The organism is Streptomyces sp. AcH 505 (assembly GCF_000818175.1).
Classification (GTDB): Bacteria; Actinomycetota; Actinomycetes; order Streptomycetales; family Streptomycetaceae; genus Streptomyces.
Map to the genome: position 1 here is coordinate 5,263,461 of NZ_JTIY01000001.1, position 26,659 is coordinate 5,290,119.

Annotated in this window: 25 protein-coding genes; 13 read left to right on the plus strand and 12 right to left on the minus strand. The window is 70.1% G+C overall.

Annotated elements, in window-relative coordinates; translation table 11 throughout:
* The first annotated feature begins 52 nt into the window (after positions 1-52).
* The 5 genes from HY68_RS23700 to HY68_RS23720 all read left to right on the plus strand — a co-directional run bounded on the left by HY68_RS23700 (position 53) and on the right by HY68_RS23720 (position 4,567).
* Entirely contained in the window at positions 53-1,000 is a 948-nt protein-coding gene (locus tag HY68_RS23700; RefSeq protein WP_052457158.1) for a sugar ABC transporter permease, read from the plus strand.
* A gap of 2 nt (positions 1,001-1,002) precedes the next feature.
* Positions 1,003-1,917 (plus strand): carbohydrate ABC transporter permease, encoded by a 915-nt coding sequence (locus tag HY68_RS23705; RefSeq protein WP_041991970.1) that lies wholly within the window; start codon positions 1,003-1,005, stop codon positions 1,915-1,917.
* On the plus strand, positions 1,914-2,759 hold the full coding sequence (locus HY68_RS23710) for a ribokinase (protein WP_041991972.1): 846 nt from the start codon (positions 1,914-1,916) through the stop codon (positions 2,757-2,759). Before HY68_RS23705 ends, HY68_RS23710 begins: the two co-directional genes overlap by 4 nt.
* 138 nt (positions 2,760-2,897) lie before the next feature.
* A complete protein-coding gene (locus HY68_RS23715; RefSeq protein ID WP_063779672.1) occupies positions 2,898-4,088 on the plus strand; it encodes an alkene reductase in 1,191 nt (396 codons plus the stop codon).
* Positions 4,085-4,567, plus strand: coding sequence for a nuclear transport factor 2 family protein (locus tag HY68_RS23720; RefSeq protein ID WP_041991974.1), 483 nt, complete (start codon positions 4,085-4,087; stop codon positions 4,565-4,567). The genes HY68_RS23715 and HY68_RS23720 overlap by 4 nt, the downstream gene beginning before the upstream one ends.
* Positions 4,568-4,595: 28 nt before the next feature.
* Here the strand turns inward: HY68_RS23720 and HY68_RS23725 are convergent, their stop codons facing one another.
* Positions 4,596-5,558: an alpha/beta hydrolase gene (locus HY68_RS23725; protein ID WP_041991976.1), complete on the minus strand. Its 963-nt coding sequence runs from the start codon at positions 5,556-5,558 to the stop codon at positions 4,596-4,598.
* Between the two features lie 155 nt (positions 5,559-5,713).
* Here HY68_RS23725 and HY68_RS23730 point away from each other — a divergent pair, with 155 nt between their 5' ends.
* Positions 5,714-6,367 (plus strand): TetR/AcrR family transcriptional regulator, encoded by a 654-nt coding sequence (locus tag HY68_RS23730; protein ID WP_041991978.1) that lies wholly within the window; start codon positions 5,714-5,716, stop codon positions 6,365-6,367.
* A gap of 94 nt (positions 6,368-6,461) precedes the next feature.
* On the opposite strand, the gene HY68_RS23735 is transcribed toward HY68_RS23730, so the two are convergent.
* From HY68_RS23735 to HY68_RS23750, 4 genes are all read right to left on the minus strand, one after another.
* Entirely contained in the window at positions 6,462-7,991 is a 1,530-nt protein-coding gene (locus HY68_RS23735; RefSeq protein WP_041991981.1) for a UDP-N-acetylglucosamine 1-carboxyvinyltransferase, read from the minus strand.
* A gap of 166 nt (positions 7,992-8,157) precedes the next feature.
* Complete coding sequence (locus tag HY68_RS23740; RefSeq protein ID WP_041991983.1) at positions 8,158-8,358, minus strand: DUF4236 domain-containing protein; 201 nt, start codon at positions 8,356-8,358, stop codon at positions 8,158-8,160.
* Between the two features lie 324 nt (positions 8,359-8,682).
* Complete coding sequence (locus tag HY68_RS23745; RefSeq protein WP_041991984.1) at positions 8,683-10,161, minus strand: branched-chain amino acid ABC transporter substrate-binding protein; 1,479 nt, start codon at positions 10,159-10,161, stop codon at positions 8,683-8,685.
* A 7-nt stretch (positions 10,162-10,168) separates the two neighbouring features.
* Positions 10,169-12,172, minus strand: a complete 2,004-nt coding sequence (locus tag HY68_RS23750) for a hypothetical protein (protein ID WP_041991986.1) — start codon at positions 12,170-12,172, stop codon at positions 10,169-10,171.
* Positions 12,173-12,463: 291 nt separating this feature from the next.
* Here HY68_RS23750 and HY68_RS23755 point away from each other — a divergent pair, with 291 nt between their 5' ends.
* The gene (locus HY68_RS23755; RefSeq protein ID WP_041991988.1) at positions 12,464-13,705 is read left to right on the plus strand and encodes a carbohydrate-binding protein; all 1,242 of its coding nucleotides are present in this window, start codon (positions 12,464-12,466) and stop codon (positions 13,703-13,705) included.
* Positions 13,706-13,783: 78 nt separating this feature from the next.
* Here HY68_RS23755 and HY68_RS23760 read toward each other — a convergent pair whose 3' ends face one another.
* Both HY68_RS23760 and HY68_RS23765 read right to left on the minus strand, forming a co-directional pair.
* A complete protein-coding gene (locus HY68_RS23760; protein ID WP_041991989.1) occupies positions 13,784-14,194 on the minus strand; it encodes a PPOX class F420-dependent oxidoreductase in 411 nt (136 codons plus the stop codon).
* A 59-nt stretch (positions 14,195-14,253) separates the two neighbouring features.
* Entirely contained in the window at positions 14,254-14,826 is a 573-nt protein-coding gene (locus HY68_RS23765; RefSeq protein ID WP_041991991.1) for a CGNR zinc finger domain-containing protein, read from the minus strand.
* 38 nt (positions 14,827-14,864) lie between these two features.
* Here HY68_RS23765 and HY68_RS23770 point away from each other — a divergent pair, with 38 nt between their 5' ends.
* Positions 14,865-16,073, plus strand: coding sequence for an MFS transporter (locus HY68_RS23770; protein ID WP_041991993.1), 1,209 nt, complete (start codon positions 14,865-14,867; stop codon positions 16,071-16,073).
* Here HY68_RS23770 and HY68_RS23775 read toward each other — a convergent pair.
* Positions 16,070-16,693: a hypothetical protein gene (locus HY68_RS23775; RefSeq protein ID WP_157874380.1), complete on the minus strand. Its 624-nt coding sequence runs from the start codon at positions 16,691-16,693 to the stop codon at positions 16,070-16,072. The two genes, HY68_RS23770 and HY68_RS23775, sit on opposite strands and share 4 nt — an antisense overlap.
* 120 nt (positions 16,694-16,813) lie before the next feature.
* Positions 16,814-17,380: a TetR/AcrR family transcriptional regulator gene (locus tag HY68_RS23780; RefSeq protein WP_041991997.1), complete on the minus strand. Its 567-nt coding sequence runs from the start codon at positions 17,378-17,380 to the stop codon at positions 16,814-16,816.
* An 87-nt stretch (positions 17,381-17,467) separates the two neighbouring features.
* Here HY68_RS23780 and HY68_RS23785 point away from each other — a divergent pair, with 87 nt between their 5' ends.
* From HY68_RS23785 to HY68_RS23795, 3 genes are all read left to right on the plus strand, one after another.
* Positions 17,468-17,893 carry a nuclear transport factor 2 family protein gene (locus HY68_RS23785; protein WP_041991999.1) on the plus strand — a complete coding sequence of 142 codons (426 nt, stop codon included), beginning with the start codon at positions 17,468-17,470 and terminating at the stop codon, positions 17,891-17,893.
* Positions 17,894-18,129: 236 nt separating this feature from the next.
* Positions 18,130-20,841, plus strand: a complete 2,712-nt coding sequence (gene acnA / locus HY68_RS23790; RefSeq protein WP_041996967.1) for an aconitate hydratase AcnA — start codon at positions 18,130-18,132, stop codon at positions 20,839-20,841.
* Between the two features lie 65 nt (positions 20,842-20,906).
* Positions 20,907-21,800 carry a DUF1932 domain-containing protein gene (locus HY68_RS23795; protein ID WP_041992002.1) on the plus strand — a complete coding sequence of 298 codons (894 nt, stop codon included), beginning with the start codon at positions 20,907-20,909 and terminating at the stop codon, positions 21,798-21,800.
* 63 nt (positions 21,801-21,863) lie between these two features.
* Here HY68_RS23795 and HY68_RS23800 read toward each other — a convergent pair whose 3' ends face one another.
* Genes HY68_RS23800 through HY68_RS23810 form a run of 3 tightly spaced genes read right to left on the minus strand, consistent with a single transcriptional unit; the run spans position 21,864 to position 24,672 of the window.
* Positions 21,864-23,339 carry a hypothetical protein gene (locus tag HY68_RS23800; RefSeq protein ID WP_052457159.1) on the minus strand — a complete coding sequence of 492 codons (1,476 nt, stop codon included), beginning with the start codon at positions 23,337-23,339 and terminating at the stop codon, positions 21,864-21,866.
* A gap of 56 nt (positions 23,340-23,395) precedes the next feature.
* On the minus strand, positions 23,396-24,043 hold the full coding sequence (locus HY68_RS23805; protein ID WP_052457160.1) for an AAA family ATPase: 648 nt from the start codon (positions 24,041-24,043) through the stop codon (positions 23,396-23,398).
* The gene (locus HY68_RS23810; protein WP_041992005.1) at positions 24,040-24,672 is read right to left on the minus strand and encodes an AAA family ATPase; all 633 of its coding nucleotides are present in this window, start codon (positions 24,670-24,672) and stop codon (positions 24,040-24,042) included. The genes HY68_RS23805 and HY68_RS23810 overlap by 4 nt, the downstream gene beginning before the upstream one ends.
* Before the next feature lie 189 nt (positions 24,673-24,861).
* Between HY68_RS23810 and HY68_RS23815 the strand changes: the two genes are divergently transcribed.
* A complete protein-coding gene (locus tag HY68_RS23815; RefSeq protein WP_041992007.1) occupies positions 24,862-26,241 on the plus strand; it encodes a serine hydrolase domain-containing protein in 1,380 nt (459 codons plus the stop codon).
* 59 nt (positions 26,242-26,300) lie between these two features.
* A partial coding sequence (locus HY68_RS44020) for a hypothetical protein (RefSeq protein ID WP_198533326.1) occupies positions 26,301-26,659 on the plus strand: 359 nt, incomplete at its 3' end.

Consider the following 26,659-nt stretch of genomic DNA (forward strand, 5'->3'; position numbering starts at 1 on the left):
GACCGGCCGGGGCGGGCCGACCAAGCCCCGGCCGGCGGGAGGGACTCCCGCAATGACACTCACCACGCACCCTCCGGACGCCGGAGAGACGGCTCCCGCGCCACGCCGTAAAGGCACACTTCACCGGCGCAGGCTCGTAGGCAATCTCAGCGCAGCCGCCATCTTCCTGACGCCCGCCCTCGCGCTCATCATCGTGCTGCGGCTCATCCCGGTCATCCAGGCCGTCAACGACGCCACGCACACCAGTCTCCCCGGCAGCACACTGCCGCCGAGCTTCGTGGGCCTGGACAACTTCACGGCGCTCTTCTCCTCCCACGCCTTCTGGTCGTCCGTCCAGCAGACCTTGATCTTCAACGTCATCGTCAACCCGCTGCAGATCGTGCTGGCGCTCGCCCTCGCCGTGCTCCTCACCCAGAACCTGCCGGCCACCGGCATCTGGCGCACACTGATCTTCCTGCCCGCCGCCGTCCCGATGACCGGGTCCGCGGTGGTGTGGGGGATCGCGCTCCGCCCGGACGGTCCGGTCAACGCGGCGCTCACCGGCGTCGGCATCCACCAGCAGCCCTTCCTCACCGGACAGGGCCAGGTGGTGGCGAGCCTCATCCTCATCGCCAGCTGGATCGGCGTCGGCTACTGGATGATCTTCCTCATCGCGGGTCTCAACGACATCCCGACCGTGTACTACGAAGCCGCCGCCATCGACGGAGCGGGCCCGTTCCGCCGCTTCTGGTCGGTGACGCTTCCGCTGCTCCGCAGGCCGCTGCTGTTCGTCCTGGTCGCCGACACCGTCTCGAACTTCGTCCTGTTCGCGCCCATGCAGATCCTGACCGACGGGGGACCGCAAGGAAAGTCGAACTTCCTGATGTACGACATCTTCCACAACAGCTTCGAGCTCGCCGATCCGCACACCGCCGCCGCGGAACTGCTGGTGCTGCTCGCCCTGATGATCGTCATCGTCGCGGTCCAGTTCCGGCTGCTGCGCAGCGTCGAGGAGAGCTGATCATGAACCGCACCCCGCTCCCGAACCCTGTCAGGCCCGCGGCTTCCGCGTCCGGCCGCACGGGTGACACGGGTCGTACGGGGCACACCGGCCGCACCGGCCGGATCGTGCTGGCCGTCGTCGCCGTCGTCGTGGGCCTCGCCTTCCTGCTGCCGGTCCTCTGGCTCATCGCCAGCACGTTCCGCGGCGCCACCGAAACCTTCGCCAACAGCTCGTCCCTCAACTGGCACATGCTGTGGCCCGAGCACTGGACGTTCCACAACATCCGCTCCGCGGTCGACAACGGCTTTCTGCGCAACCTCTCCAACAGTGTGATCGTGGCGGCCGTGACCGTCGTCCTCGGCATCGTGATCTCCGCGATGGCGGCCTTCGCCCTGGCGGTCGTCGACTTCCCCGGCCGCAAGTTCGTCTTCGGCATGGTCGTGCTGAGCTTCCTCGTCCCCTTCGAGGCCATCGCCATCCCGTTGGCGCACACGTTCAGCGACTGGGACCTGACCAACAGCATTCCCGCCCTCGTCCTGCCCGGACTCGGGAACGGTCTTGCCATCTTCACCCTCCGTCAGTTCTTCCTGGGGATCCCGTCCGAACTGGCCGAGGCGGCGCGTGTCGACGGCGCCGGGTGGCCCAGGATCTTCCTGAAGATCTATCTGCCGCTGACCCGGCCGGCCCTCATCGGCACCGGTCTGATCCTCTTCCTCTTCCAGTGGCAGGCCTATCTGTGGCCCATCCTCGTCACCACCAGCGACGGGAAGGACCTCGCCCCCGTCGCCATCGCCAAGACCTTCAACGCGTTCAGCACCGACTACGGCCGCGTCTTCGCCGAGACGGCCGTGCTGGCGGTCATTCCCGCCGTGATCCTGCTCGGTCTGCAGCGCTACTTCGTCGCATCGGTCGCCACCACCGGGAGCAAGAATTGAGCCGCGTAGCCGTGGTCGGATCCGCGAACCTCGACCTCGTCGCCCGTACGCCCCGTCGCCCCGCCGCGGGCGAGACGGTCCTGGGCACCGACTATCGCCGGCACCCCGGGGGCAAGGGCCTCAACCAGGCGGTCGCCGCGGCGAGCGTCACAGCGACGGCGTTCGTCGGCTGCCGCGGGTCCGACGACGCGGGCCGGGCGCTGGAGGCCGAGCTCGTACGACGGGGCGTCGACACCTCGCAGTTCGCCGTACGGGGAGAGTCCAGCGGCCTCGCCCTGATCACGGTCACGCCCGACGGTGAGAACAGCATCACCGTGCTCCCCGAGGCCAACAACCTGCTGCTGCCCGACGACGTCACCCGCGCGCTCGACGCCCTCGCCCCGCGGCTCGTACTGACCCAGTTGGAGATCCCGCAGGCGACGACGGAGGCCACGGCGCGCTGGACGGTGGCGCGCGGCGCCCGGCTGATGGTCAACGCCAGCCCCAGCGCCCCGCTGCCCGAGCATGTCCTGGCCGCCGCGGATCCCCTCATCGTCAACGTCTCCGAAGCACACCATCTGACGGCCGCCGACACACCGGCGGAAGCGGCGGCCCGACTCGCGGAGCGGTGTGTTTCCGTCATCGTCACGCTCGGCTCCGACGGCGCGCTCGTCGTGGCGGACGGACGGACGACCCGCCTGCCCGCACCGGCGCTGACACCGGTCGACACCACGGGGGCGGGTGATGTGTTCGCCGGTGTCACGGCGGCCCGTCTCGTCAACGGAAGCAGCCTCGTCGAAGCGGCCCAGCAGGCCACCCAGGCAGCGGCCGAGGCGATCCGCACCCCGAGGGCCGGCCGATAGGACCCGCACCTCTTGGACGGGCGTTCGTCATCACCCATGGTGCTGGTGATCAGCATCAGACATCGTTGGACGTGATGGCTGCCTCGGCGTGACAGTGGTGGTACCGGCTTGAACCACTGCCACTGCGAGGAGGCGGGCATGTCCCTCCCACCCCGGACCGAAGAGCAGCCGCTGCTCGGTCCTTACGATCTCGGTGCGGGGCTGAGACTGCGCAACCGCGTGGTCATGGCGCCGATGACCCGGGCCCGTGCGGACAATCCGGCGCTGGCTCCGACGACATTGCACAGCGAGTACTACCGGCAGCGGGCCGGCGCCGGTCTGATCGTGTCGGAAGGCACCTGGATCAGCCCGCAAGCGGTGGGGGCGGTGCGTGTGCCCGGCATCTACAGCCAGGAGCAGGTACGGGCCTGGGCGGCGGTGACGTCGGCCGTGCACGACGAGGGCGGAACCGTCTTCGCCCAACTCGCCCACACCGGCGCCGCCTCGCACCCGGACTTCCACCAGGGGCATCTCCCGGTCGCACCCTCCGCCGTCAATCCCGGCGGTACGGTGCACACGCCGAACGGGCCCACCCACGTCATCACGCCCCGCGCGCTGAGCACACACCAGATCGCGGACGTCGTGGAGCAGTACCGGTCGGCCGCGGCCAACGCGCGGCTGGCGGGCTTCGACGGTGTGGAGCTGCACGCCCAACGCGGCTATCTCATCGCCCAGTTCCTCAATCCCGCGCTCAACCTGCGTACCGACGCCTACGGCGGCACGGTGGAGGGCAGGGCCCGCTTCCTGTTCGAGGTGCTCGACGCGGTGACCGGCGTCTGGGGGCCGCACCGGGTGGGCGTCAAGTTCGCCCCGCACCAGGCGCTGGGGGCGTCACACGAGGTCTCGCCGGAGATCCTGGCCGTGCACGAGCATGTGGCCGCGCGACTCAGCGACTACCCGCTTGCCTATCTGCACTTGATGATGACCCGGCGGCCCAACGAGAAGGTGACTCCGGCCCAACGGCAGGAATCCCTCAGGCTGTTCCGGCCGCTGTACCGCGGAACGCTCATCGCCAACGCAGGCCTCGACCAGGAATCCGCCAACGCCGTCATCGGCGAAGGCCTCGCCGATCTGGTCTCCTTCGCCGAGCTGTTCATCGGCAACCCCGACCTCCCCACCCGCTTCCGGCACGGTCTGCCGCTCGCCACGGGCGACCGGGCCACGTTCTACCAGGGCGGCCCCGACGGCTACACCGACTATCCGCCGGCGGCACCGATACGCGCCTCGCCGGCGGCGGAGGTCGGTCCGCAACCTGTTCCGTCTCAACCACAACCCCGGAGGACGTCATGACTGACACGACCCTGCGACTCCTGGCCGACCGCGCCGCCGTCGCCGACACACTGCACCGCTACGCGGCCGGACTCGACCACGGCGACGCCGAACTGTTCACGTCCTCGCTCACCGAGGACGCCACGGTCGACCTGACCCCCGCCACCACCAAGATCGGCCTGGAATTCCCGGTGCTGGCCCCGCGTGACGTCGTCGTCGGCGCGCTGATCCCCGCCGTCGGTCCCCTCGACACCAGCCACGTCATCAGCAACATCCGCACGACCGTGGACGGCGACAGCGCGAGCGTCCAGTGCTACGCGATGGCCCAGCACTTCCCGCCCGGCGAAGGACCCAAGCCCGACCGCACCCGCCACGCGCTGATGATGAACCGCTACGACGCCGACCTCGTACGCGACGGCGAGAACTGGCGCATCCGCCGACTCACCATCGACAGCGCATGGTTCACCGGCGACCCGACCGTGCTGCTCCCGGAGAGCTGATCCGCGCAGGCCCCGGACCGTTCCTCCGTCACTTCGCCAAGGCGGTGCGCAGGAACGCGAGGATCTCCGCCCGGGCGGCCTCGGCCTGTGGTTCCACGCCGGGCAGTGTGAGGAACGCGTGCTTCGCTCCCGGGTATTCGGTGAGCCGCACCGAGGTCCCCGCCGTGCGCAGTCGCTCGGCATAGCGCCGGCCGTGGTCGGCCGCCGGGTCCTGGGTGGGTACCACCACGAGCGCCGGGGCGAGCCCGCCCAGGTCGTCCGCGTACAGGGGTGAGACCGCGCGGGCCTCGGCCGCCGAGGAGGCGGCGAGCCGCTGGAAGAGCCGCAGTTGCGGCAGGGCCAGGGTCGGGCTGTCCGCGTACTCGGCGACCGAGGGATAGTCGAACATCGTCGCGGTCACGTCGACCGCGGGGTTGACCAGCACCTGCGCCGTGAGCTCCAGGCCCGCCTCCCTTGCCCGGATCGCCGTCAGCGCGCTGATCAGAGCACCGCAACTCTCACCGAAGACGGCCACGCGCGCGGGGTCGGCACCCCACTGCGCCGCGTGCCGCACCACGTGGTCGAGCACGTCCCAACCGTCGTCGGCGGCGTTCGCGAGCGGGCTGTCCGGGGTGAGGAGGCGGTGCTCGACGGAGACGACGAGGGCGGGCAGCCTCGCGGCGAGACGGCTGTTGGTCCAGTCGCACTGCACCGCCGTGCCCACGAAGCTGCCTCCGTGGACATGGACCACGAGGGGCAGGCCGGCCGGGGCTGCGGCCTCCTCGTCCCCCGTCGGCGCCGGCCGGTAGACCCGGACCGCCAGGTCGCGGCCGGGCAGCGCGATCTCCTGCCAGCCGATCGCGGCTCCCGGATCCGGCTCCCCGAGGAACGCCCGGGCCGCGCCGGAGGCCCGGAAACGGTTCTCCGCCTCGCGGTAGGCGAGCAGTTCCCCGGTCGTTATCGCCGCGAAGTCGGGCTCCGCCGGCCGCGTCCCGGCAGTGAACTCACTCATGGCTCCTTCTTCCCTCCCGGCCGGATGCCGGGTACGTCGTGGTGACCGGACGGTCCGTTGTCCTCATTATGCACGCACCGCGTGCATCGGCAAGTGCATGAATGAGTGCATCGATGAACGCATGGGCTAGGCTGAGTCCGGACGAGAGGGGCGAGATGACGGGTCGAAGGCGATGGTCGACCGACGAGATCCTGGACACGGCGGCGGAACTGCTGCGCACGAGCGACGCCGAGTCGTTCAGCGTGCGCAAACTCGCCGCAGCGCTCGGGACCGACTCCTCCAGCCTCTACCGGCACTTCCGCAACAAGACCGAACTGCTGCGCGCGGTTGCCGACCGGATCCTCCTGGCCGCCATGGACGGCTACCGGCCCGAGGGCAACTGGCGGCAGCGCGTCACCGCAGTGGCCCTGCGCCTGCGGGAGGCGTTCGGCGAACAGCCCCAGCTCGCCGCGGTGTGGGGACGCCATGCGTCCGGCGGCACCGGATCCCGGCTGGTCATGGAGGAAATGCTGCAGGCCCTGCGCGCGTCAGGCCTGCCCGACGAGGAAGTCCCCGTGCGATACCACCGCACCGTGATCCTCGTCGCGGCGCTCATCGCCTCCGAGGCCGGTATCAGCGCCATCACGCCCGAGGAGTACGAGCAGGGCATGGAGCAGTTCCGCGTCGCGGTGCTCGGCGCCGATCCCGAACGATTCCCCGCCCTGGCCCACTACGCCCGCGACCTCCGCCCCCTCGGAGCGGACCGCAGCGCGGCGTTCGAAGACGTCCTCGCGGCCCAACTCGACCGCATCGAGGCACTGATCCCCTGACGCGCCGGAACGCCGACGCACCCCGTCCTACCCGTTTCGCGGCGGGTCGGACGGGGTGCGTCGGCGTGTGTCAGCGTGCGGCGACGTTCTTCGGTCAGATGTCCCGGAAGATTTCGATCTGCGCGCCCACCGAGTTCAGGCGTTCCGCCAGGTCCTCGTAGCCGCGGTTGATGACGTACACGTTGCGCAGCACCGATGTGCCCTCCGCCGCCATCATGGCCAGCAGGACCACTACGGCCGGGCGCAGCGCCGGGGGGCACATCATTTCGGCGGCGCGCCAGCGGGTGGGGCCCTCGACCAGGACCCGGTGCGGGTCGAGGAGTTGGAGCCGGCCGCCCAGCCGGTTGAGGTCCGTCAGGTAGATGGCGCGGTTGTCGTAGACCCAGTCGTGGATGAGGGTCTTGCCCTGCGCCACGGCGGCGATGGCGGCGAAGAACGGCACGTTGTCGATGTTCAGGCCGGGGAACGGCATGGGGTGGATCTTGTCGATCGGCGCCTCCAGCTTGGAGGGCCGTACGGTCAGGTCCACCAGCCGGGTACGGCCGTTGTCGGCCGCGTACTCGCTGGTCAGGTCGTGGTCGAGGCCCATCTCCTCCAGTACGGCGAGTTCGATCTCCAGGAACTCGATCGGGACCCGGCGGATGGTCAGCCGCGACTCGGTGACCACGGCCGCCGCGATCAGGCTCATCGCCTCGACCGGGTCCTCGGAGGGGGAGTAGTCCACGTCCGCGTCGATGGACGGTACGCCGTGCACGGTCAGCGTCGTCGTGCCGATGCCGTCGACCCGTACGCCCAGCGCTTCGAGGAAGAAGCACAGGTCCTGGACCATGTAGTTGGACGAGGCGTTGCGGATGACCGTCGCGCCGTCGTGGCGGGCGGCCGCCAGGAGCGCGTTCTCGGTGACCGTGTCGCCGCGCTCGGTCAGGACGATGGGGCGGCTGGGCGAGACCGAGTGGTCGACCTGCGCGTGGTACATGCCCTCGGTCGCCGCGATGTCCAGGCCGAACCGGCGCAGGGCGATCATGTGCGGCTCGATGGTACGGGTGCCGAGGTCGCAGCCGCCGGCGTACGGCAGCCGGAAGTTGTCCATCCGGTGCAGCAGCGGGCCGAGGAACATGATGATGGAGCGGGTGCGGCGGGCGGCGTCCTCGTCGATGGCCGCCATGTCCAGCTCGGCGGGCGGCACGATTTCGAGGTCGACCCCGTCGTTGATCCACCGGGTGCGCACACCGATGGAGTTGAGGACTTCGAGGAGCCGGAAGACCTCTTCGATCCGGGCTACGCGGCGCAGTACCGTACGCCCCTTGTTGAGCAGGGAGCCGCAGAGCAGCGCCACACAGGCGTTCTTGCTCGTCTTGACGTCGATGGCGCCGGAGAGCCGGCGTCCGCCGACCACGCGCAGATGCATCGGCCCGGCGTAGCCGAGCGAGACGATCTCGCTGTCGAGTGCCTCGCCGATCCGGGCGATCATCTCAAGGCTGATGTTCTGATTGCCGCGCTCAATGCGATTCACGGCGCTCTGGCTGGTGGCCAGTGCCTCGGCGAGCTGTGTCTGTGTCCAGCCCCGGTGCTGTCGGGCGTCACGGATGAGCTTGCCGATGCGTACGAGGTAGTCGTCTGCCATAGCGAAAGGCTATCTCACGTGTGAGATAAGCGCCGCGCGAGGGGGGTCTGTCGCGTGAGGTCAACCCGTACGGCCCCACAGTCCGATGATCGGTCTGTGGGGCCGTACGGACAATCCGTATACCGCCGTTCGGGTTACTGCCCGGCGCTCAGCCGCCGGGCAGACCCTAACCGCGGCGCTTCGTCGTCGTCTTGCGCCAGCCGAAGGGGCCCGGCAGGTCCTGCGACGTCGTCTGCCGTCCTGTCGAACTTGACGTGTGCCGCGGCCCGTGCTTGCCGCCGCCTGTCGTGATGGACCAGGAGTGGCGGTTGATGTTGAGCCGCACCCCCGGCAGGATCCGGAAACTCTTGCGGAATGTGATCGGCATCTGCGCCTCCTCTGTCAGGGGTACGGATATCCCGTCAACGCCGATACATGCCCGGCAGGTTGGCCGGAATTTCGAGCAGGTGGCAGCGGTGCTCCGCCGGCCGGACGGGGGCATCGACCGGCCCTGGGGCTGTCGTTCGGATCAGGCCCTGGGTCGTGTCCGCGAAGTCTCGTCTGGCTCGCGGGGGCTGGCACGCACGCTCGCGGCGTTGCCGACATGCCCAAGTAGCTCCGCTACAAGGCCACATCGGCGCCTTGCGATCGCACGCACCAGCCCCCGCGAGCCCCGCCCCGAGGGCGGACGACGATACTTCGCGGACACTCCCTAGCCGTTCTTCTCCCGCGGTCTGCCGTTGGCCGCCGACACCTCGACGAACACCGCCCTGCCCTGGGCGGTCAGCCGCAGCACCGGGACCGCTTTGTCGCGCGGGTTGCCGTTGTTCTGGAAGGACAGAAAACCGCTCGCACCGGCCACCTGCTGACCGCCGTCCATCTGGTGGAACATCCGCGCCACCGCGTCCCCGACGACCTCGCCCTGCGAGCTGGCCGCCATCTGTACGCCGGTCGCCGCCGTCAGCACGGCGTCGTGGGCCATGATGGCCTGGCCGTCGTCGCGGCTGTCGTTGGGGAACCACCGGTCCAGCTCGGCGCCTTCGGCGAAGAACTTGGCCGAGGGGGCCGAGACCGCGTCCGGGTTCTTCTTGTACATGTCGGGGTGGGCGAGGCCGGTGTACAGCACGTTGATCTTCGTCGCCGCCGCGTCGGCGAGCTTGTCCGCCGTGAGATTGCTGGTGTCGTCACCGGCGATCACGGTGAACTGCTCCGACTGGCAGTTCCGGTTGGCCAGCGAGTCGAGGAAGCTCGTGAGATGGATCCCGCGCCCGGCGAAGTAGATCACCTGAGGTTTCTGGGCGCACAACTCCACCGACATGAAGCGCAGTTCCGTCTGCCAGGCGCTGCGCACCGACGAGTCGAACGTCTTCGTCTCGGCCACCAGCCGATGGCCGGCCTTGTCGGGGAAGGCCCGGGTGAACGCGGGGCCCAGGGTGCCGGCGTAGAGGTTTCCCTTCGCCGCGTCCTGCACCACGACCGCCGTTTTGAACTTGTTCCGCTTGAGATAGCCGGCCGCCGCGTACGCCTCGTCCACGTTGGTCGGCGACACCCGCACGAAGTTGTGTATGTCCTGGATGTCGGTGGCCGTCATCGTGGAGGCGACCATCGCGATGCCCTTCTTGGACAGCTCCCTGATGGCGGCCAGATTCTCGTCCGTGCTGGGGCCGAGGCCGGTGACGGCGACGAGCCTGCCCTGCTTGTCGTCGGCGCGGGCGGTCAGTTCGCCGACCGTGTGCCGCCAATGGGCCGATCTGCTGCCGGTGTTGGCGAGCAGCAGCCGGATCTTCGGCTTCCCGCCGAGATCGCCCTCGTTGTAGCGGTACTGCGCGAGATAGGCGCCCTCCAGCTCGTGCCGCACCGACTCGGACGAGTTGCTGTCGTCGTCCTTCAGGGTGAAGGAGGTCATGTAGGCGACGCTCACATAACTGTCCTCGCCCTTCGCGACCTTGGCGTTCTCCTGCCGGATCTTCTTCTCGACCGGCGCGAGATGACCGGCGAAGGTGTACGAGCCGTCGGTCACCCCCACGCACTCGGCGTCGTCGCCCATCTTCACCACGCCCGCGCCGCACCGGGCCTGCGACTCCTGGAGCCAGGAGACCAAGAACCAGCCGCCCACCGCGAGTACGGCGGCGGTGACCACCCCGAACACGATCCGCCGGACGACGTGCAGCGGCCATTCGACTCTGACCATCACCGGCTCATGCCTCCCCGGACGTTGTCTGCGGATGACGCCAACTGCGGTACCGCTCCGCCTCGTTGAACAGCGGCACAATGTCGTAACTGCGGAGCCTGGAGAGCTGCGCGAACCCGTCGGCGATCATGTTGCCGAGCCGCATCCCCGGGTCGCCGAGCGGATCGCTCCAGACCCAGCGGGCGGCGACGAGACTGCGGATCACCGACTGCGGGCCGCCGTCCTGGACCGTCCCCGGCTGGTCGCCGCTCAGCCCGGCCAGCACCTCCAGCGGCCCGCCGGCGGACGGCAGCCGGTTGGGGGCCGCGGTGACCGCGCCGAACTCGCTGATCCACTGCGCGGCCGGTACGTCGAGGAAGCGCCGCTTCAGCTGCTCGGCGACCTCGTCGACCTGTCCCGTGGCCAGTTGGTGGTACATCTCCCGCACCGGCCGGCCCTCGGCCCTGTAGTGCTCGGCAAGCAGTTCGTGCGCCATGTCCCAGTCGTCGGGGCGCCGGGCCAGCTGCCACAGCAGCAGCCTGCGCAGCCACGGATGCAGCATCGGTACGAGGGTGCCGGGCCCGGCCAGCAGCCAGCGCGACCGCATCTCGCCGAACAGGGCGTCGCCCTGTCCCAGCACCTGCGCGCCCACCGAAAGGTCCCGCGCGGCGGCGACCTCGGCGAGCATGGTGCGCTCGATCGTGTCCAGCCCGTGCAGCAGGTGGTCGGTCGCGGTGTCGGCCAGCGGCCTCGTCACCTCGCCGGCGAGCAGCGGCCGGTCCGGCAGTGTGCGCAGCCAGCGCTCCTGCTCGGAACCGCTCTCGGCCGGGACGTCGCTCGACTGCCTCAGTACGTCCAGGACTTGCTGCACCGCGCGCGGCAGACCACCGGTCAGCCGGTGCACGAACGGGGTGAGCCGGGTGTACGGCGCGTGGTCGGGGTTGCCGCCCAGCTGCAACTCGATCCGGATCCGCACCTCGTCGAGGCTGAGGTCGCGCAGCCGCAGCGGGTACCACCAGGTGTCCTCGCTGTCCCTGGTCGGCCGGTAGTCGTTCCAGTCCGTGAGCGACGCGTGGTCGGGGCCGCGGAGCTGCCAGGGCCAGGAGTCGCCGGTGGCGGGACCCCAGCGGGGCAGCCAGCGGTTGGAACTCGCCACGACCGTCAGCGGATCGCAGTCGGTGCCCGCCACCACCGCGTCGTCGTGCCGGGCCCGCAGCAGCAGGTCCAGGAAGCGGCGTCCGTACGGTGCGTGCGACTCGTCCAGCAGCACCAGGTACGAGCGGGGCATGAAGGACCGTGCGGCGTTACGGCGCAGATCCTCCAGGAACGCGGAGAACAAGACCCGGTCCAGGCGTTCCTGTTCCTGCGCATCGCCCTCGTGGCGCCAGAGGTTGAGCTCGACCAGGGCCTCCCAGCGGTCGCCGCTGCGGATCAGCGGGTGCGCGCCGAACCACTGCGCGCCACCGGTCAGCCGGCCCGCCAACGCCCGCCCGGGCAGCCGGTTACGACCGCGCCGCAGCGCGTCGGACGCGACGGCGAGCGCGATGGCTGACGCCCCCTCGGGCACTCCGACGGCGCCCATCCCGACCTCGAAGAAGGCCGCCAGATAGTCGCCGTGCCGGGCCTCGTTGGCCTCCTGGAACCGGTCGAGCTGCCGCTGCACCGCACGCCGGCCCTCGGGCAGGCTGCGGATGTGCAACTCCTGGTCGGACGCGAGGAGTCCGAGGCTCAGCAGGGGGAATCTGGACCGGCCGAAGCGGGGCAGTTTCCGCTCCAGCTGGCGGGCCAGCAGGGCCAGCGCGTAGCGCGGCAGCAACGACTGCGCGCCACCGAAGTCCAGGTAGGCGAAGGGATGTTCAGGTCCGAAGCGCTCCATCAGCGCACCGTGCGCCTCACTCGCGCCGCTGCCGCGCGGACCGAGCAGCATCGTGACGGGGCGGTCGGCCCCCGGCGGTAAACGCAGACACTCCTCGACCAGCGACAGAATGCCGCTGCGACCGCGCAGTCCTATGCCGGCCCCGGGCTCCACCACGCCCTTCCCCCCTTCGACAACGGCCGGTCCGGCCTGTTGTGACCACCCACCGTAGGCGGCCATCCCCGTTACGTCACGCCGCTTGGGACACCGGTGGCGCGCCGGTTGGTTCCGCGTCCGCCCGGGCCCGTCCGTGTCCGTTCGCGTCGCCGTCCCGCGCCTGTCCGTGCCTGTCCGCGCCAAAGCTTGTGGGATACAACAGATTTGAATTGGTCTAGTCCAAGTCATTGACGTGTCCCTGGCGGTGCTCAATTCTGAAGGCTCCCTTCCACTCCTTCAGGAGACCTGCACATGAAGCGTCTTCGTGCTCTCCTCTGCGGCGCGGCGACCGCCGCGCTCGCCACGGCCGGCCTTGCCGCCTTCGCTACCGGCCAGGCGGCCGGAGCGACGGCGTCCGCCGACGCGGCAGCGCTCAGCAATCGCTGGTACGCCGCAGCGCCTTATCTGATGCCCCTCGACAACAACCCGCCCAACGCCGGCGCCATCATGGACGCGACCGGACTGAAGGCGTTCCAACTCGCGTTCATCCTCGCCCCCAACGGTGGTGGCTGCAGCCCGACCTGGGGCGGCACGGCGCCCGTCGCCAACGACACGGCGGTCGGGGGGGTCATCAACTCCATCCGGGCCAAGGGCGGAGACGTGTCCGTCTCCATCGGCGGCTACGGCGGTACCAAACTCGGCCAGGCGTGCGCCACTTCGGAGGCCACGGCCGCCGCGTACCAGCAGGTCGTGACCAAGTACCAGCTCAAGGCCATCGACTTCGACCTCGAAGAGCCGGAGTACGAGAACACCGCGGCCGTCGCGCACGAAATCGGCGCCGCCAAGATCCTCCAGCAGAACAACCCCGGCCTGTATGTCTCCGTCACCACGGCCGGCACGGCGGCGGGCACCGGCTGGTTCGGCACCCAGATGCTGAACGAGGCCAAGGCACAGGGCTTCACACCGAACAACTTCTCCATCATGCCGTTCGACGGCGGGTTCAACGGCGCGGCCTCGCAGACCTCCGCGCTGACGAACTTCAACTCGATCCTCCGCTCCACCTTCGGCTGGAGCGAGGCGACCGCCTACGCCCACGAGGGCTTCTCCGGAATGAACGGCCGCAGCGACACCGGCGAGTACTTCAGCCAGGCCGACTTCCAGACGGTCCTCGACTTCGCGACCAGCCACGGCATGGACCGGTTCACCTTCTGGTCGCTCAACCGCGACCGGCAGTGCACACCGGCCGACAACAACGGCGCGACGTCCGGCACCTGCAGCAGTGTGCCGCAGGCCGCCTGGGACTTCGCGAAGTACTCGGTGAAGTTCGCGGGGGCGACGCCGCCCACCAACCCGCCGACCGATCCGCCCACCGACCCGCCGACCAACCCGCCGGGGACCTGCACCACGACCCCGTGGAGCGCCACCACCGTGTACACGGGCGGCGAGGAGGTCTCGTACAGCGGCCACAAGTGGAAGGCGCAGTGGTGGACCCAGAACGAGAAGCCGGGCTCGACCGGCGAGTGGGGTGCCTGGAAGGACGAGGGCACCTGCTGAACTGACCGCCCCGGGTGCCCCGGTGGCCGGCGCGCGCCCCAGGGCCCGCCGGTCCCCGGGGCACCCGCGCGTCACGCCTCAGGCGGCGGCGTTGCCCACGACGCGGTCGGGCGTGATGCGGATCACGACCCGGACGACCTCCGGCGGCAGCTGCAGGAACTCCTCGCCCGCGCCGGGCCCCGCGTACTTCTCGGCGAGCGAGACGGCCAGCGCGCGGCCGGTGTCCTCGGTGACGGTCGCGGCGCCGCGGATCTCGATGTACCGGAGCGGGTTGTCCTTGTCGAAGACGCTCAGACTGACGCGCGGCTCCTGCCGCAGGTTCTTCTCCTTGCGCCGCCCGGCGGCCGTGGAGATGACCACGTCGTCGCCGTCCCTGCCGACCCAGACGACGGACGTCTGCGGACTGCCGTCCGGGCTGACCGTGGCGAGGATCGCGTAGTTGGTGTCGTCGAGGATCTGGCGGGCGGCTTCGCTCAGCTGGGCAGACATGCCGTGGATCGTATCGGCGGCATGCCGTCACACTCCAGTGCGCAGGCGCAGGTGCCGGCTCAGGAGCGCGAGCGGCGGTGGGCCGCCACCCGCTCCCGCGTCGCGCAGCGGCGAGAGCAGTAGCGGCGTGGCGGGCCGCTTCCCTGCGTGAGGTACACGTTCCGGCAACTGGCCGACGCGCAGAGGCCGCCGGGCGGCCGCTGGTGGTCCCAGACGAGGACCGTCAGGGCCAGGCAGGAGGAGGCGAGGAACCACTCGCCCCAGGGCGCGTCGTCGTCGCTGTCGAGGTGGGGGTGCCAGGGCGAGAGACCGTCGTGCGCGGAGAGACGGACGGTGCCGACAGTGCGCCGGAGAAGCTGATTCAGCCGGGTCGCCGCGACGTCGACCTGGTCCGTGGTGAAGACCTCGCGCAGCAGCACGGCGGCGTCGCGCATCTCGGCGACATCGGTCGGGGAGAGTTCGACGGCGCCGGTCTCGCCGTGCTCGCGGAGCACTTCGGCGACCGCGTCGGCCGTCGGGCTCTCGCAGGCCAGGGCGTTGACGAGGGCGGCGGTCCGGCCGGCAACCGCCTGCACCGAATGCCGAGTTGACCAGTCGTCGTCTCTGAGGGGCACTCGACGAATGTAACGCATCTTGTGAAGTTTTGAGTTACCTCCGTAACGTGCTGTGCATGGGGAAGCGTTACGCGCTGTGGGGGTACGTCGCCGGGGCGGCCGCGGCCCGTACCGGGGACGAGATGTCGGGTCCGGCCCTGCTGCTGGCAGGACTCGCGGTCACCGGATCGGCGTCGGCCGCTTCGTCGCTCCTGGCGGGCCTCATGATCTCGGCGGCGATCGGTGGACCCGTCTTCGGCGTGGTGCTCGACAGGTCGCCCAGGCCGGGCCGCCTGCTGGCCCGGGCCCTCATTGGTTACGCCGCGATGCTCCTGGTCGTCCTGGCCGCCCTGGGCCACGGCCCGGTCGCCGGCACGGCCCTGATCGCGGTGTGCGCCGGGCTGCTGGGACCTGCCCTGTCCGGCGGGTGGACCTCGCAACTGCCGGGCGTCGTCGCCCGCGAGAGCCTGCCCCGCGCCAACGCGCTCGACGCGATGACCTTCAACCTCGCGAGCCTGGCGGGTCCGGCGCTGGCGGGGATCGTCGCCGGCCTGGCCGGGGCGTCCGCCGGTGTGATCGTGGCCGTCGCGCTGATCTGCCTCGCACTGCCCTCGGCACTCGCCCTGCCGCCGGCCCGGACGCCGGCCCAAGACCGGCCGGCCACCTCGGTCGCCACCGACCTCGCCGCCGGACTGCGGGCCATCACCGGCAACCGGCCACTGATCAGGGCGACCGCGACGTCGGTGGTCTCCTGCGCTGGCCAGGGCATGGTGATCGCGTGCACCCCGCTGATCGGACAGCACAGCCTCGGCTCGGCCGATCGCGGAGCGCTCCTCCTCTCCCTGACAGCCGCCTCGGCACTTGCCGCCAACGCGGTACTCGCCCGCCACCCACGGCTGCTGCGCCCGGACACCGTCATCTGGTGCAGCACGCTCGTCCTCGCCGCGGCTTTCCTCCTCGCCGCGACAGGCCGGCCGGCCCTGCTCGTCACCGCGATGCTGATCGCCGGCATCGGCGAGGGCCCGCAGCTCACAGCCCTCTTCGCGGTCCGCCACCGCGAAGCCCCCAGCCGACTGCGCGGCCAGGTCTTCACCACCGGCGCGAGCCTGAAGATCACCGGCTTCGCCATCGGCGCGGCCACAGCGGGCCCGCTGGCGGCCCGTTCACTCCCCGGCGCCCTCCTCGCAGCCGCCGCACTCCAGCTCCTCGCAGCACTGTGCGCAACCTGCTACCACCCAACCCGCCGCCGCGCCTCCGGGCGCGGGCCGGACGGGCCCGCTGCCTAGGAAGGGTCCGCGACGCGGGAGTTGTCCAGCGGGGTGCCGATGTGCAGGCCTTCGTCGAGCTTGGCAATCAGCGCGGGGGCCGACGCGGGCGCGTAGCGGGAGGCCCATTGTTCGGCGAGGGCGAGAAAACCGTTGAGCTTGTCGTGCACGGTCTGGAGAAGGTCCGGCAACTCGGCCACGGGAAGCTCGATGAATCGCTCTGCCGGTGGGTCCGCGTCCGGCCACACCCTGACGAGCGTTCCCCGCTGTTCGATGTGCGCGGCGGTGCCGTGGCCGAGCCAGAGCTCTTCGCCGTGCAGGAGGCCGAGCCAGTCGCGCCAGTTCTCCAGACCGAAGCAGCACCCCGGTTCGATCACGACGCCGGTAGCGGTGTCCTGCAGGAGGATGCCGCCCGGGGCCATGACGAGATCGACGTCCAGCAGCGCCTCGATACGTCGGATCCCGGCTTCGGGGTCCGAGGCCCGGTCGTCGGAGGTGTAGCTGGTCTGGACAGCCATCGCTGTTCCGACTTCCAGCGCTGACAGGTGGCCGGAGAGGACCAGCAGGCGGTCCGCGCTCGGGGCGGCCGTGGGCCACAGGGCGAAGTCGACGGCATCATAGGTTTCCAGGACGGCATCCATGATCAGCACAGGCCCATTGTCGCCGTCCGGCGGACGGGCTTCCGACGGACGGGCTTCCGGCGGCAGGGGGGCGGTCAGGGATGACCGTCGACAGTGGGGCCAGGCCCTCACGCCCTTGTTTCAACCCGCCGGATCTGTCAGGGCTTTGAACGCCGGGCGGAGCAGGCCCGCGATGCGGTCGGGCGGGGCGTCGCGAAGAGCGGCCAGGTCGAGGAACTGGTGGCCGATGGTGACGCCCAGCAGGGTGACGACGACCAGGGCGGCGCGCAGCTGGGGGTCTTCGGCTGCGGGCAGGGCAGCGCTGACGCTGTCGATCTGCCCGTCGAGGGCGGCGCGGACGTGGTCGGCCGCAGTCGGGTCGGTGAGCATGGAGCGCAACATCACCAGCGTGCCCTCGGGAAGACCCCCGAGCTTGAGGTCGAGCGTGGCCAGCAGCTGATCGACGAGCGCGTCGGTGTCAGTGGCCGCGGGCAGTGTGGGGACCGCCTGCACCGCGTGGGTGAAAAGCTCGCGCTTCGAGCCGAAGTACTGCATGACGAGAGCCGGGTCGACGCCTGCCGCGGTCGCCACGGCGCGGATGGTGGTGCGATCGAATCCCTTCTCGGCGAACAGCCCCCGGGCGCTGCTGAGGATGCGCAGTTCGGTGGCTCGGCGGCGGTCGGCGCGGGACCGGTGAGGGGAAGGCACCAATTCACTCTACAGCTGTTGACCCAACCGTCGGCCGACTCCTACGGTGGCCGGGTCAACGCGTGTTGAGCGAATGGAGTGATCCCTGTGCCGGACCTGGAGGCACCTGCCGTCCGCACCCCTCGCGAGGTGCTGGCCTGCTACTACCGGGCCATGCTCGACAAGTCCGCAGACGATCTCGCCGACCTGTATGCGGTGGACGCGGTGCACGAGTTCCCGTTCACCTCTCCCGGCTTTCCCGCGCGTTACGAGGGCCGCGAGGCGGTGCGTGCGGGATATCGGGCGGCCTGGGGAGCCAGCCCCGTCCAGGTGGAGGAGATCAGGAAGACCGCGGCTTGCGAGACCGCCGATCCGGAAGTGATCATCGCTGAGCACGTGGTGGTAGGAACGCTGCCGACCGGTCGCACCACCTTCACCGTCCCCGGTCTCCTGGTGCTCCACGTCCACAACGGACTGATCACGCGCGTCCGCGACTACATGGACGGCCTGCGGGTCGCCGGTGCCAGAGAGTGAATGCCGCTCCGGCCCCGGCTCGAACCCGGCCCGTCGCGGGGCGCGGTCAGGGAGGTCGGAGCATGACCGGGCGGCGGTCATGTACTACAGTTATCTCGACATCGAGATATCTGCCGAAGGCGTACCGCAGCCGTCAGTCGGTTAGGGTCACCTAACTTAGCCATACCTTAGCGGATGGGCGACAGATCGAGGCGGCAGGATGCGGTAGTACGCGCACATTGATGAAGGAGACTGTCGTGTCGGCGAACAGCTTCGACGCCCGCAGCACGCTGCGTGTGGGCGACGAGTCGTACGAGATCTTCCGGCTGGACAAGGTCGAGGGCTCAGCGCGCCTCCCTTACAGCCTGAAGGTGCTGCTGGAGAACCTGCTGCGGACCGAGGACGGCGCGAACATCACCGCCGACCACATCCGGGCCATCGGCGGCTGGGACTCCCAGGCGCAGCCGAGCCAGGAGATCCAGTTCACCCCGGCCCGCGTGATCATGCAGGACTTCACCGGTGTGCCGTGTGTCGTGGACCTGGCCACCATGCGGGAGGCCGTCAAGGAGCTGGGTGGCGACCCGGCGAAGATCAACCCGCTGGCCCCCGCCGAGCTGGTCATCGACCACTCGGTGATCGCCGACAAGTTCGGTACGCCGCAGTCGTTCGCGCAGAACGTGGAGCTGGAGTACGGCCGTAACCAGGAGCGTTACCAGTTCCTGCGCTGGGGCCAGTCCGCCTTCGACGAGTTCAAGGTCGTCCCGCCGGGCACCGGCATCGTGCACCAGGTCAACATCGAGCACCTGGCCCGTACGGTCATGGTCAGGAACGGCCAGGCGTACCCCGACACCCTCGTCGGCACCGACTCGCACACCACCATGGTCAACGGCCTCGGCGTGCTGGGCTGGGGCGTCGGCGGCATCGAGGCCGAGGCCGCGATGCTCGGACAGCCCGTCTCGATGCTCATCCCGCGCGTCGTCGGCTTCAAGCTGACCGGTGAGCTGCCCGCCGGCACCACCGCGACCGACCTCGTGCTGACCATCACCGAGATGCTGCGCAAGCACGGCGTCGTCGGCAAGTTCGTCGAGTTCTACGGTGAGGGCGTCGGCGCGACCACGCTCGCCAACCGCGCCACCATCGGCAACATGTCGCCGGAGTTCGGCTCGACGGCCGCGATCTTCCCGATCGACGCCGAGACGATCAAGTACCTCACCCTCACCGGCCGCAGCGAGCAGCAGATCGCGCTGGTCGAGGCGTACGCCAAGGAGCAGGGGCTGTGGCTCGACCCTGCCGCCGAGCCCGACTTCTCCGAGAAGCTGGAGCTCGACCTCGCCACGGTCGTCCCGTCCATCGCGGGCCCCAAGCGCCCGCAGGACCGCATCATCCTGGCCGAGGCCCAGCAGAAGTTCGCCCAGGACGTACGCAACTACGTGACGGACGACGAGGAGTCCGGCAAGGAGTCCTTCCCCGCCTCCGACTCCCCGGCCGCCCACAACGGTGTGCCGACCCGGCCCACCCTCGTCACGGCCCCGGACGGTTCGACGTACGAGATCGACCACGGCGCCGTCACCGTCGCCGCGATCACCTCCTGCACCAACACCTCGAACCCGGCCGTCATGGTCGCCGCCGCGCTGGTCGCGAAGAAGGCCGTCGAGAAGGGCCTCACCCGCAAGCCGTGGGTCAAGACGACGCTGGCCCCCGGGTCCAAGGTCGTCATGGACTACTACGACCGCGCGGGCCTCACCCCGTACCTCGACAAGCTCGGTTTCAACCTCGTCGGTTACGGCTGCACCACCTGCATCGGCAACTCGGGTCCGCTGCCCGAGGAGGTCTCCAAGGCCGTCAACGACGCCGACCTCGCGGTCACCGCCGTGCTCTCCGGCAACCGCAACTTCGAGGGCCGGATCAACCCCGACGTCAAGATGAACTACCTGGCGTCGCCGCCGCTGGTCGTCGCCTACGCCATCGCGGGCTCCATGAAGGTGGACATCACCCGCGACGCGCTCGGCACCGACCAGGACGGCAAGCCGGTCCACCTGGAGGACATCTGGCCCTCCGAGGCCGAGGTCAACGAGGTCGTGGCCTCCGCGATCGGCCAGGACATGTTCAACGACTCGTACAAGGACGTCTTCGCCGGCGACGCGCAGTGGCAGGCGCTGTCCATCCCGACGGGCAACACCTTCGAGTGGGACCCGCAGTCCACCTACGTGCGCAAGCCTCCGTACTTCGAGGGCATGCAGCAGGACCCGTCGCCGGTCGAGGACATCACCGGCGCCCGGGTGCTGGCCAAGCTGGGCGACTCGGTCACCACCGACCACATCTCCCCGGCCGGTGCGATCAAGGCCGACACCCCGGCCGGTACGTACCTGACGGAGCACGGCATCGAGCGCCGCGACTTCAACTCGTACGGCTCGCGCCGCGGCAACCATGAGGTCATGATCCGGGGCACGTTCGCCAACATCCGCCTGCGCAACCAGATCGCGCCGGGCACCGAGGGCGGCTACACCCGCGACTTCACGAAGGACGGCGGCCCTGTCTCCTTCATCTACGACGCGTCGGTCAACTACCAGGAGGCCGGCACCCCGCTGGTCGTCCTGGCTGGCAAGGAGTACGGCTCGGGCTCGTCCCGCGACTGGGCGGCCAAGGGCACGGCGCTGCTCGGCGTCAAGGCGGTCATCGCCGAGTCGTACGAGCGCATCCACCGCTCGAACCTGATCGGCATGGGCGTACTGCCGCTCCAGTTCCCGGAGGGCGTCACCGCCGCCTCCCTGGGCCTGACCGGTGAGGAGACCTTCTCCTTCTCCGGCGTGACCGCGCTGAACGACGCCATCCCGAGCACGGTCAAGGTCACCACCGACACCGGTGTGGAGTTCGACGCGGTCCTGCGCATCGACACCCCGGGCGAGGCGGACTACTACCGCAACGGCGGCATCCTGCAGTACGTGCTGCGCAGCCTGATCAGCAAGTAGGTCAGCCGGTAACAGACCGGACGAAGGGCCGCACCCCCGGGGGTGCGGCCCTTCATGCTGAGCACATGAACCTGAACGGGCACGGACTGACGACAGCGCGCGCGGCAGTGGTCGGACTCCTGCATCCGGGCAGCATGGGCGCAGCCTTCGGCGCGCAGCTCCGCTCCCGGGGCACCACCGTGCTGTGGTGTCCCGACGGCCGGAGCGCCGCCACACGGCGGCGGGCCGAACAGGCGGGTCTCGAACCGGAGTCACTCACCGGCCTGCTCGCCCGTGCGCACCTGGTCATCTCGCTCTGCCCGCCCGCTGCGGCCGAGGACGTGGCGGCCCAAGTGGCTGCCCACGCCCCGGCCGACGGTCCAGGCCCGGCGGTGTACGTCGAGGCGAACGCCGTCGCCCCGCACCGGATGCGGCACATCGCGGGACTGCTGCCCGGCATGGCCGTCGTCGACGGGGCGGTGGTCGGATCCCCGCCCGTCGGCGGCAAGACGCCCTCGCTGTACCTCGCGGGGCCGGCCGCGGCCGTCGCGCGCACCGAAGCGATCTTCGAGCGGACCGATGTCGTCACCCGGCCCCTCGGCGAGGACATCGGCAAGGCATCGGCGCTCAAACTCGCCTACTCCAGCTACCAGAAGGTCTCCCGGGTCCTCGCCGCCGTCGCCTACGGCGCCGCCGATGCCCACGGGGTCGCCGACGAACTGATGGAGATCGCGGGCAGCCGACCCGGCAGCTACCTCACCGAGACGTCGTACATCCCCAAGACGGCTGCCCGCGCCTGGCGTTGGGGGCCCGAGTTGGAGGACGCAGCCGTGCTGCTGGCTGACGCGGGGCTGCCCCCGCAGATCGTCGCCGCCGCTGCCACCGTGCTGGTGGGCTGGAATCCGGAGAAGGACACGGGGCTCACCGTAGAAGCGGCACTGGCCGAGCTGCGCCTCCAGGCCCGCCCCGAGCACGGTTGACCGTCGACAGGGGCTTAAGGCGCCCCGGAGGTGAACCGAGCCCCAAAAAAGAGGGGGGCTCCGTCAGCGTACGAGCTTGCGGATCATGATGCCCACCGTCAGCGTCGTGAAGAGCAGACCTCCGGCGGCGAAGAGGACCGACAAAGCCGTCCAGGCGTACGTCTTCAGCTCCGAAGGAGCGCCCGTACCGACGTTCAGCCACAGCGCGCTGGACAGGATCAGCGCACGTGAGGCTCCGAGGGGGCTCAGCAACTGACCTACGCCGGGGCCTCGTACGGCGCCCGAGGCGTGCATCGCGGCTGCCGTGGCGAGTACGGCCGCCACGAGGGTGCGGGCGGGGTTGCGCGCCCGTACGCCCCAGCCGAGGACACCGCCGAGCAGGCCCCTGGTCAACAGCCGGCGCAGCAGCGGTCCGTGCAGGGACTCCCGCTGGCGGGCGAAGTAGTAGAGCTGGTCCTCTTCGGCGTTCCGCCGGCGCAGGGCCAGGGTGGATCTGACGGCTTCGAGGGCGCCGGGTCCCGGCCCGGTGAAGACGCGGTTCAGGAAGCCGGTGACCTGAGCGGTGTTACGGAACACCGCGTCCCCGAGGTCCACTTCACGCACGGTGCTGTTGTCGCTGAGGTGGTAACGGGCGGGGCCGCCCGGCAGAGCGAGTGTGTCTGTGACGGCGGTGTTGTCGAGCCGTACCAGCACCGGCAGTCCCTCGTCGGAGGCGGCCGTCAGCCGGCCGATCGTCGACGACCGGAAGACCATCTCCGCCGCGTCGCCGGGTACGGTGCCCGCCTGGCGCAGCCCGCGTATCTCGACGGTGCCCTTCACGTCGCTGTCGGACACTGTGCTCGCCGCGTCGTCCACCACCACCATGCCGTTGACGCGGAGCCCTTCGCGGCACCGTATGCCCGTCCCGGCGAGCGGTGTTTCGAGCCGTACCCGGCGCAGGATCAGGACGTCCGCGTCGATCTCTTCCAGGGACAGCGTGTTGAGCCAGAGGTCGTCGAAGGTGATTTCCTCCGTCACATGCAGATTCTCCAGCACCACGTCCGGTCGCCGGCGCCGGCGACCCGCCGACGCCTGACTGCGGACGGTCAGGGACGCAGTGCGTAATCGTTTGAGGTGCACGGCGCCGCGTATGCCGGAGATCTGCACCGAGTCGGCCACCCGGACTCCCTCCAGCCGTGTCGCGGCACACGAGTGGATGTCGAGGGTCTGGACCGTCGACTCGTTCACCGCCAGCTCGCAGTTGAGCGGGGTGTTACGGATGGTGAGCCGGCCGATGCGTGAGTTGGTGACGAGCAACGCCTCCGCGGTGCAGTGGTCGATCACCAACTCATCGATCACGCAGGAGCGGACGGCGATGATCCCGTCCACGTCCACCTGCAGAAGCGCGAGCCGGCCGGCGGACAGCGAGTCCAACCGCAGCGGTTCGTCGATCTCACGCCGCCGGACGGTGAGGTCACGCCCACCGCCCGGTCCCGCCTCCAGCCCCGCCGTGCGGGCCAGTGATTCGAGTGTGCTGATCGTGCCCACATCGGCCCCCATGACGACGACTCACACTTGGTGACGGTGCACACTGCCTGTCGGCAGCACTCGCTGTGTCAGTGCGATGTGAGCTGGGCCAGTTCGGCGATCTTCGGGGACAGCTCGGACCAGGGCGGAGCGGTTTTCCAGTCCCACTTCTCGTACCGCTCCGCTACTTTCCGTGCGGCCTTGTCGGCGTTGTCACTGTCGGTTCGCACCACCTGGTGGAAAATCGCCTCGTCCGCCGGTACGGCGGCCAGATCGGCCAGCGCCGCGTCCCAGGCGGCGAGCCGCGCTTCGGTGTCAGGGTCACCTCGGTCCGCCGAGCGCTGGGCACAGACAGCGCGGGGCACCCACAGGAGCACAGAGAGCCAGGGCCGGTCCACGGCTTCGCGGAAGGCGCGTAGGTGGTCCACACTGCCGAGATGCACCACCGGTACCAGCTTGTCCCGGCGCATCCGCGACAGGTCGGCGCTGTCTACGGCGTAGGTGTTGCCGTACCGGTGTGTCTCCAGGACGATACGGCCCATGCGGCGCAGTGCGGCGAGTTCGGCGGCACTGGTCGCGCGGTAGCCGGAGGTGCGGCCGGACCCCACCTTGAGTTTGGTCAACTGGGTGTAGCGAGGGTCATGTTCGGACAGGGCGGCGCTGACGGTGTCCTTGCCTGCGGTCGGTGGTCCGAGCAGGATCACACCACCAGGATCGGGAACGGCGCGGGTGTTCACACGCGGCTCCCCACGTACCGGTCGTACCGGGCGGAGAGGCCCATGGCCACCGCCTCCACCTGCTCGGCGAGCGGTGTCCCGGCGGTCAGCCGGTTGTCGATCCGATGGAAGTCCCCGACCGGAACACGGTCGACGGCCGTCGTGGCGAGGTAGCGCCCCCAGTTGGCGAGTTTCCAGGTGTCCCGTCCGGCATTGCGCGCCGTGAGACGCTCGCGCATCGACGGGGCATCGCTCTCCACCCAAAGTAATTCGAATCCGGCGCCCAGACGGGCGCAGCGCCTTCGGATGCGCGTGTCCCACTGCGGGTCGTCGACCTCTTTGATGAACGGGGCGACCGCGATCACCGGGACGCCGCATTCGACGTTCTCCCAGCACGATTTCAGCAGACAGTCGTATTCCACCGGGCGCACCCGGTCGGCGTAGAGGGCGGTCTGCCGGTCGTCCGGATCGCCGCCCAGCGCGCTCAGCAGGGACTCCGTCAGAGGCCGGGTCATGGTGTCCTTGTCGAGCAAAGTCCAGCCGGTGGCCTGGGCGAGTAACTTCCCCGCCTCCGACTTCCCGGACCCGGCATACCCGGCGACCGCGACGAGCGGGACGGGGTGCGAGGACGGTACGGGATCGATGGTCAACGAAGGCCCCCGTTGTTTTCTGTTCCACCAAATGAGAGAAGAGACCACGATCTCAGGAACCTGATGGGGGGTCAACATGACTTTAGGCCGCATGAGTTCGCACATTTGAGATGCGTGCGACCGCCTGTGCGAACGCTGTCCGGCTGCCCCCTTCCGCCTCCTCCGCACTCCGCAAGGCACACTGTGACCATGGTGTATACGCAGGATGGGGCGGGCGGGGCAGGCGTGCTGGCGGGGCTGGGTGCGGTGTGTGCTGGTGTGTTGGGGGAGCACGGGTGTCCTTCCGTGTCCGTCGCCGTTGCCGAGCGTGGGGAAGTGGTGCTTGCCGAGGCTTACGGGTTCGCCGATGTGGCTGCCCGGCGGGTCGCCTCGCCGCAGACCGCTTACGCGCTGGCGTCCATCAGTAAGCCGTTCACGGCGACGGCGGTGTGTGTCGCCGTCGACGAGGGGCTGATCGGTCTCGACGAGCCCGTGCCCGTGCCCGTGGCGGGCGATTCGCCGTGGGGTGAGCCGACGGTGCGTCAGTTGCTGCGGCATCGGGGCGGGTTCGGGATGCACTACGACTTTCACTACGGCGCCGACGAGCCCGCCGTCGATGCGGAGCGCTACGCTCGGCTCCGGCGTGCGCCGGGGTCCGGCTACGAGTACGCCAACCTCGGATTCCGGGCGCTGGGGCGGTTGTTGGAGAAGGCCGGGGGGCAGCCGCTCGGCTCGTTCGTGCGGGAGCGGGTCTTCGGGCCGCTCGGGTTGCGCAACTGCCTGCTGGCATCCGCCTATCCGGGGCCCGCGCCGTCGGCGGTGCGGTACACGGTCGACGGCCGTCCGTATCCCCGTGTCATGGGCACCAGCCACCCCGGAGCCACCCTCGGCTGGGCGCCCGCGCCGGAACTCGCGCTCTTCGGCCAGTCGTACGCGCGGCTGCTGAAGCCCGCGACGGTCGCGGCCATGCGGGACGGGGTCCCGATCAACGCGCATCTCGGGTACGGGCTCGGCTGGTGTGTGTCGTACGGGGGCGGGCCGTTGATGATCAGCCACGGCGGCGGTATGGGCGGGGTGGCGGCGATGCTGGTCACGGTGCCCGACCGGGAGCTGTCGGTCGCCGTGCTGACCAACAGCACGAACAAGGCGGCCCGCGACGCGGTCGTCCAGTACGTGATGAGCGCGCTCGTACCGGACTACCGGCCCGAGCTGATCTCGCCGCTGACCCAGGACGCGGCGCGCCCCGCCGAACTGCCGCCCGGTGTGTGGAGCGGCCGGATCGTGGCGCCAGAGCGGGACATCCCCACGGAGGTGCGCGTACTGCCGGACGGCGGCGTCGAGGTGAGCGTGGACGGCGAGCGGGTCACCGGACCCGCCGACGCGTCGGCCGAGTGGGACCTGCGGGCGGACCTCCCGCTCCAACTGCCCACCGCCGACGCCAGGCTGGGCGGTCCCCGGCTGGGGCTCGCGCTACGGCTCGACGGCGCGGGGCGCGAGCTGACGGGCGTCGCGTACGCGTACAAGAACGGCGACGCCGAGGGGCTGATGGGCAACTTCCTCTCGCACTCCTGCGAACTGACGCGCCGCTGAAACCAGAACGGCACTCCCCGCGTCCGATGCACGGACGGAACGTCGGGCGGGGGAGTGCCGTGGGGCGTCAACAGTGGTCGCGGGCAGGCGCGTTACTGATCGCCGTCGTGCTGCTCCTGGCGGTCTGCGGCTGCGGTGCCGACGCACAGGGTGACCGGGCGGAGCCGGCCGGCCGGCCCTACCGGCCCGTCGAGGTGCACACCCTGACCCCCGGCTTCGCACACGCCGCCCCACTGCCGCTGCTGTCCGCCGACAGGGCCGCAGGACTGACCGGACTGCCCTGGGCATCGGTCGACCACCGCACCGCCCCCGACGGCACCCTGCGGCTGACGGCCGACACCGGTGGCTGCGTCCGGCTCGTGGGGGCCCGTGCCGTGCGCGAGGGCGCCGCCGCCCGGCTGGCGCTGCTCGTACGGCC